The 6335-nt window shown below is 44.1% G+C and carries 5 protein-coding genes; all 5 read right to left on the reverse strand.

Annotated features, from left to right (window positions below; all coding sequences use genetic code 11):
• Nucleotides 1-256: 256 nt before the first annotated feature.
• The 5 genes from RIG27_RS00910 to RIG27_RS00930 all read right to left on the reverse strand — a co-directional run bounded on the left by RIG27_RS00910 (nucleotide 257) and on the right by RIG27_RS00930 (nucleotide 5818).
• On the reverse strand, nucleotides 257-2065 hold the full coding sequence (locus RIG27_RS00910; protein WP_446341582.1) for a PP2C family serine/threonine-protein phosphatase: 1809 nt from the start codon (nucleotides 2063-2065) through the stop codon (nucleotides 257-259).
• A gap of 398 nt (nucleotides 2066-2463) precedes the next feature.
• Nucleotides 2464-3105 carry a vWA domain-containing protein gene (locus tag RIG27_RS00915; RefSeq protein ID WP_446341584.1) on the reverse strand — a complete coding sequence of 214 codons (642 nt, stop codon included), beginning with the start codon at nucleotides 3103-3105 and terminating at the stop codon, nucleotides 2464-2466.
• An 89-nt stretch (nucleotides 3106-3194) separates the two neighbouring features.
• On the reverse strand, nucleotides 3195-4271 hold the full coding sequence (locus tag RIG27_RS00920; protein ID WP_446341586.1) for a vWA domain-containing protein: 1077 nt from the start codon (nucleotides 4269-4271) through the stop codon (nucleotides 3195-3197).
• A gap of 77 nt (nucleotides 4272-4348) precedes the next feature.
• Nucleotides 4349-5254 carry a vWA domain-containing protein gene (locus RIG27_RS00925; protein ID WP_446341588.1) on the reverse strand — a complete coding sequence of 302 codons (906 nt, stop codon included), beginning with the start codon at nucleotides 5252-5254 and terminating at the stop codon, nucleotides 4349-4351.
• Between the two features lie 162 nt (nucleotides 5255-5416).
• The gene (locus tag RIG27_RS00930; RefSeq protein ID WP_446341590.1) at nucleotides 5417-5818 is read right to left on the reverse strand and encodes a peptide chain release factor 1; all 402 of its coding nucleotides are present in this window, start codon (nucleotides 5816-5818) and stop codon (nucleotides 5417-5419) included.
• Between the last annotated feature and the right edge of the window lie 517 nt (nucleotides 5819-6335).

The following is a 6335-nucleotide window of genomic DNA, read 5'->3' on the forward strand; positions in this document are numbered from 1 at the left end:
CTGGGCTTTACTCCTACTACCAGTTCTATGATTGATAAAATTTTGGCTGTAGCTCTTGATTTAATCAATCCTAAACATTTAAGAAATTGGTTTGCTCATTGTTGTTACTGTACCTCATAGCAGCGCGAAGCGCTGTATTCAACAGTGCTGCCATCGGTGAGGGTTGCTGTAGCCATTAGATAAAGTTGGGTTTAATATGTACACGTTGATAGAAACAAAACTCTCAAGTAGGTTGGGTTTCGTTCCTCAACCCAACCTACAACGGTAAAATGCTCCTGATATCCTCCCGGTAGAGAACAACCAATGTGCGATCATCAAATGAGCCACGAATTGAGTAGGAATCGAGCCAAATTTTTAACCGTTCCTCTGGTTTTAAGGTATCATCATCACACATCGGTTCTCCCAGGATTCCTGCCGTTAACAAAGCTGGAGAAGCGACTACTTCTGCTACAGATTTCCCCAATACTTTGCTATAGTTGGCGATAGAACGAATTACGACTTGTTTGGGTTCCGGAAATTGATCCGGCAGAATTCGCTCAACTTTATCCTGAAACATTGGCTTAACCTCATTGACACCCGCCTGACTGCCTAACACTGTCAATTTTAGCTGCTGAGTAATCTCTTGCTGATCAGGTTTAGACACTCTAATCACCTGATTGAGCAGTAAATCACCATACAGATCTAACATTCTCGGATGATTGGGAAAATAGTCATCAGCAACTCCATCCGTCATCACCATTAACGCCTTAAGCTGTCCGGGAAAAACAAACGTCTTTTGCACCAGATTTTTTTTATCGACTTTGTTAGCAGAGGTTAAGAATTCGGTTTGACCGCCGTACTCTCCGCTATCGGGTTTGCCTAATAATTTTAGCGTTCCTTCTTGAGATATGGCGGCTAATATGCCATCGCCAATCTGACAGGTTAGCACCAGACTGTAGGGAATTCCGGCAACGTTAACTGTGGTATGTACTGCCAAAAGCAGTGTCGCAGAAAGGTCTTTGGGTTCAACATCTCTGTGGTCTAGGGCTTTGTAGTAACGGGTCAACTCGCGGCATTCATCGGCTTTTTTGATTACCGCGTTGTAAGCCGTCTGCATGGCGTCATGTAAGGACGTTTGCACGAATTCTATATCGTCTCCAGCAAACGCCCAACTGGTAGCATTTCTCTCAAGATCAGCCGCTAATGCTTGGGTTGTCTTTCGTTCTATTATTTGGTGATTTTTAAGATAATTACTGAGGTGTTCTACGGCAGCTTTACAGGACACTTTAGCCCCAATCCGAGAGAACTTTTTTGAACCAGCACCATCAGATACAGCAATAATTGTCCAGCCATCGGTGATATTAAACTCAAACCAATCATCACAATTCGTGCCTTGGTGCTTGTGCATTTTTCCGCGCACTCTTGCACCAATGAGTTTTAGTCCTTCAGGCGATTGACTTGAGGTACAATAAAACTCATCATGTTGGTCGGGTTCGTCATCGGGTACAGGACGATAGTTCCACGGAGGACGGGTTTGATTAGTTAATGACGCTTGCAATTCTTCAGCAGATAGTTCGCCATCGGTTGCTGTTGTAGGATTTGAAGCTGGCACAGCCGATTCATTCCCTTTGTTTATTGGATTTTCAGGGATTACTTGACTAGACTGTTGACAACCTGGCTCGACAGGAAATAGTTCTGTAGATGGCTGGGATAATGCCTTCATAATCGCACTACGGATAGTGTCTTTTAACTGTTGATTGGCAATACTATGCCATTTTTTTAAGGTTTCGTCGTTAACTGAACACGATTCCAGTGAAAGCCAGTTCAATACCTCACTCAAAAGGGATTCAATATCCTTAATTTCCGCTTTGGCTGGATTCTGGTTTAGTTCTAGCCGATAATCATACACCTGCTTCCATAGATTCACGACAGAATCACGGATTTTCTGAGCTTGCTCCGGATAATTCTTTAGCCGAGTAAACTCTTGCCATTTTTTGGCTAATTGAGGAGAATCTTCAGGTTCAAGCTTAAGCTTCCAGCAAATCGCTTGAATCAATTCTGCAAACTTTTGATCTTGCTCTTGCATAGTTATGGTTAACCATCCTGCTTTTACTGCCCCACAACACCAAATACCAAGTAGTCTTGATAAATGGTGTGTTACGCTACCTTACCCTACCCTACCCTTCGGGAACGCTGCGCGAACGGGAACGCTTCGCGAACGCTAACGCACCCTACTGGCGTGACCCAACTAAAATAGTTCATTACCGTAGTGTCGTGGCACACCTTATTTGGTGGATTAGAATTGTAGGGGCTTTCATGCTTGCGCCCGGTTTAACCCTTCGACTTCGCTCAGGGTTAAACGTCAAATCTATTCCACAATTTTAGCTGTGTCACTCCAGTAGGTTGGGTTGAGCGAAGTCGAAACCCAACCTACATTTTAAGGACGGTCACGGCACTACAAGCTGCCTCCCCTATGGAGTAGCCTTAAGGAACAATAGTGATACCTTGGGGCGGAGGCGGTAGATTAATCGGTTGATTATCTGCCATCACCTGAGCCACACTTTGGGATGTCTGTTTAACCGATTGAGACACCCATTTGAAAAAGTGCTTCAGCGTATCCGGCTGGAGATTATCCAGTTTAACCACAATTTCGGTAATCTTCTTAAGCAGATATTCGTCCGCACTTGAACCCGCAGCACAGGCAATAATATTCGCCGGTCTTTTTTGTTTCAGTTCCTTTGCCGCCTTTTCCCAACTATCAGTCGGCATCCCATCTGTCATCAGAAAGACTAACGGTTTCCAGTCGCCTTTTTGGGTTTCGCTGGCTTGTTGAACTTCTTTATCAAAGCATTGAGATAAAAGTTTCAGAGCGGCTCCCATCGACGTAGCACCACTCGCGGAGAGATGGGGGGGTTGGAATGTCATCAGTTCGGTTAGAGGACACACCTGTTGAGCCGTACTTTCAAAGCTAATTACTGACAGGTAAGCCGTTTCTAAAGCATAGGGTTCACTTTTCAACTCAGCAACTAATGCCTTAACACCCTGATTAACGGCTTCAATCGGATCACCCGACATAGAACCTGAACAATCTAGAACCAGATAAACGGGTAAACGACGCGATGACATTTTTTTCTCCTGTTTAATTCAATTTAGTTCAGTTCGTTCGTAGTAGGCACGAAGCGTGCCATCAGCGCTAAAGCGCTGACTACAAACACTCAACTCTTCCGGCTAGATGAAAGGACAGTTTGACGAATACGTTGACCATACACTTCCAGTTCAAACCACTCAGAATTAGCGGGAAGGGAAATAGAGACTTGCGCTGGCAATCCATCGGTATATTTTTTAACAACCTTCCCGGTATCATCGTAAATAATCCCGGTGGAAGCGACAATCTGATTTTCATCAACGACTTCCGCAAATATCTGTAATAGTGCTTGCATTTCCGTCGCTATTTTATAATCCCAGATATCGACATCCGTTCCCGTATCCAGATCATCTAATTCCTCAAGTTGACGCACATCAACGCCATCGCCAACCCCAATTAGCACCGCTTTGACATAATTTCCTTTGCCAGCCGCAATCCTTTGGGCGAGTTGAGTGGTGTATCGTTTAACCTCCTCTAAATCATCAATTCGACCATCCGTAATGAAGATGTACATACCGCGTTTCGCCTCAACAAAGCGTTCAACGAAATGGTTAAACGCTGGCGTCAAGACTGTGGCTTCTCCAAACGTAACCTTGTGGGGTCCAGTGACATTAAGTGAGGCACATTGAGATTCGGTGAAATCGCCTAATATTTCAATTTCGGCGCCGTTACCACACGCCCAATAGATTACACTCGTCCCCCCATCTACATCTAAGTTTCCGGCTAAATAGGCAGTAAATTGTTGGGCGAGAGATTGAACTGTATTCCGTGTTGTCTTAAAGTACCCTTTCTGGATAGCATCTTGATAGGCTTCCTTTTTAAAAGACTTGACTCGATTTCCGTCTTCAATACGGGATTCTACCCATTGTTTTTGCTCATAATCTGCCATAACATCGGGTGGAACTTTTCCTTTTAGCTTACGCCCATAAGGACTTTTCATCGAAGCACTTGCATCTAATGCCACACCTGTTTTCCATCCTTCAGCATCTTGTCCTTGCGGCTCCATTAAAATGGTAAATTTGACGTGCAGTTCTTCTCCTGTATTAGCAACATTGACTTCACCAAATTCTTTAGCCACAATATTGCTGGGAAGTTGTTGACTGCGAAGGGAGTTAGGTCGGTTAGACGGTTGACCATGTTTAGCCATTTTATTTCCTCACCAGGCATGATTTAAGGTTGTGACAAAGCTTCAGAAATATCTTGAGTTACACTTCCTCCCGGAAATTATAAGGTAAATGAATTTGACCCGGCTGGCATCGTGAATCGCAGCAAGGCTGGTACACCATCAGCATATTCTTGGCAAATTTTTCCCCCTTGATTTAAGATTCGACCTGATCCAATCACAATCATGTCTTCAGAAACCAGTTCTTTGAACACCTGTTCAAGTTTATTCATGTCACTGGCTAACTGATGATCCCAAAGATCAATACTTTGTCCGAAACTATCCTTAACACCACTCCCCTCGAACATATCATCAAGCTCATCCATTTGCCCTTCATCAACTTCATCCCCGATACCAATGAGAAATAGCTTCATGAAGGGTTTCTGTTTTTGCGAGATGGCTTGAGCATATTGAAAACAGTATTTTTTGACATCGGCTAAGTCTTCGATAATGCCATCAGTCACAAATACACAAATCGCTGCCGGATTTTTAACTCCAAGTGGCGGTGCATTTTTAAACTTGTCTACGAAAAGTCTTAAGGGAGGCAATAATTTAGTGCCGCGTCCCCAGGGCAGTTTTTTCGGACCCGCAATGGCAACATTTTGGATACTTTGATCATCAAATTCTCCTAATTCTTCGACTTTAGATCCATCAGGACTACAAGCCCAGTAAATCACATCAACTTTGCCATTCGAGGAAAAATTGGCGAGAAAACTGACCATTGTCCGCGCCACGGGTTCGACGACATTCGGCGTACTCGCACTCGCCGCCATCGCAAAAGCACCGCCCACGATCCCACTGATTCCATACATCTTTTTCATAGAGGCAGAACCATCCAGCGCGAGTCCCATTCTCGCGCCTTCAATATCAGGGACGGTGAGAATTGTGGCAACGATATTTAAATCCCCATTCGTTTGTTTATAAACATTAACTTCACCGAATGGCTCAACGACATTTTGTAACTGCATTTGCGAATTGCTCCTGTTTTTTTAATGTTTATATTTGTTTTAAAGGACAACCTTTATCTAAATCTATAAACACCATTTTTTGATTAAACCACAATAGAGGAAATCTAGAGGAAAATTCTCTAAGTCTAGTGTTGATTTACTGCTAATCTTGAACTCAGCTTGCTAGCGCCAATAGGGACGCCCTTTCCAAAATACGCCAACGAGAACGGCAACCAAGTTGGCATAACTTAAACTTACCAAGAAAGCGGGTACAGGCAATAGTGATTTTAACCACAAGGTTAGGGCTAAACAGGGAACTAATGCCCACAAGCTGCTACTGTTAATCAAAACCTGGGAATAAAAGCGTTCTAGAATATAAACCGCGAGAACTCCAAATCCCGCTGCTGCCATTAAGGTGATGATTATCCCTAGGGGAGGAGTATAGAGAAACTGGAGCATCTGGCGGATCGCAGCGGATTGGTTAGCACCTAAGCCGATGATAATTTCAAGAGCGATCGCAACAGCAGTGGTAATCCCTGAGACTTCGAGTAGTGATCGCCAGGGGAGAGATCGTAAGCGATACATGGAATTTTATCCAGTTGGGGGCATCCTGCTATTTTACCGCTCCAGCTCCCGTGAAACGTCAAAACCTACTGACGTGGCACACTTGAGAACTTACGCAAAGATTCTATCTGTTCTATCTGTTCTATATGTAGGGTGTGTTAGCGACAGCGTAACGCACCATATAACAGCGCAACCCATCCTATAACTGAGAACGGTGCGTTACGGCGCAAAATCGCAAATTCTTTGTTATGTTAATCTCAACCAGCGCCTAACGCACCCTACAGGCTATATGTTCTATATGTAGGGTGTGTTAGCGATAGCGTAACGCACCATATAACAGCGCAACCCATCCTATAACTGAGAACGGTGCGTTACGGCGCAAAAGCGCAAATTCTTTGTTATGTTAATCTCAACCAGCGCCTAACGCACCCTACAGGCTATATGTTCTATATGTAGGGTGTGTTAGCGATAGCGTAACGCACCATATAACAGAGCAACCCACCTTATAACTGAGAACGGTGCGTTACGGCGCAAAAGC

Source organism: Coleofasciculus sp. F4-SAH-05, assembly GCF_040222985.1.
Taxonomy (GTDB): domain Bacteria; phylum Cyanobacteriota; class Cyanobacteriia; order Cyanobacteriales; family Coleofasciculaceae; genus Coleofasciculus; species Coleofasciculus chthonoplastes.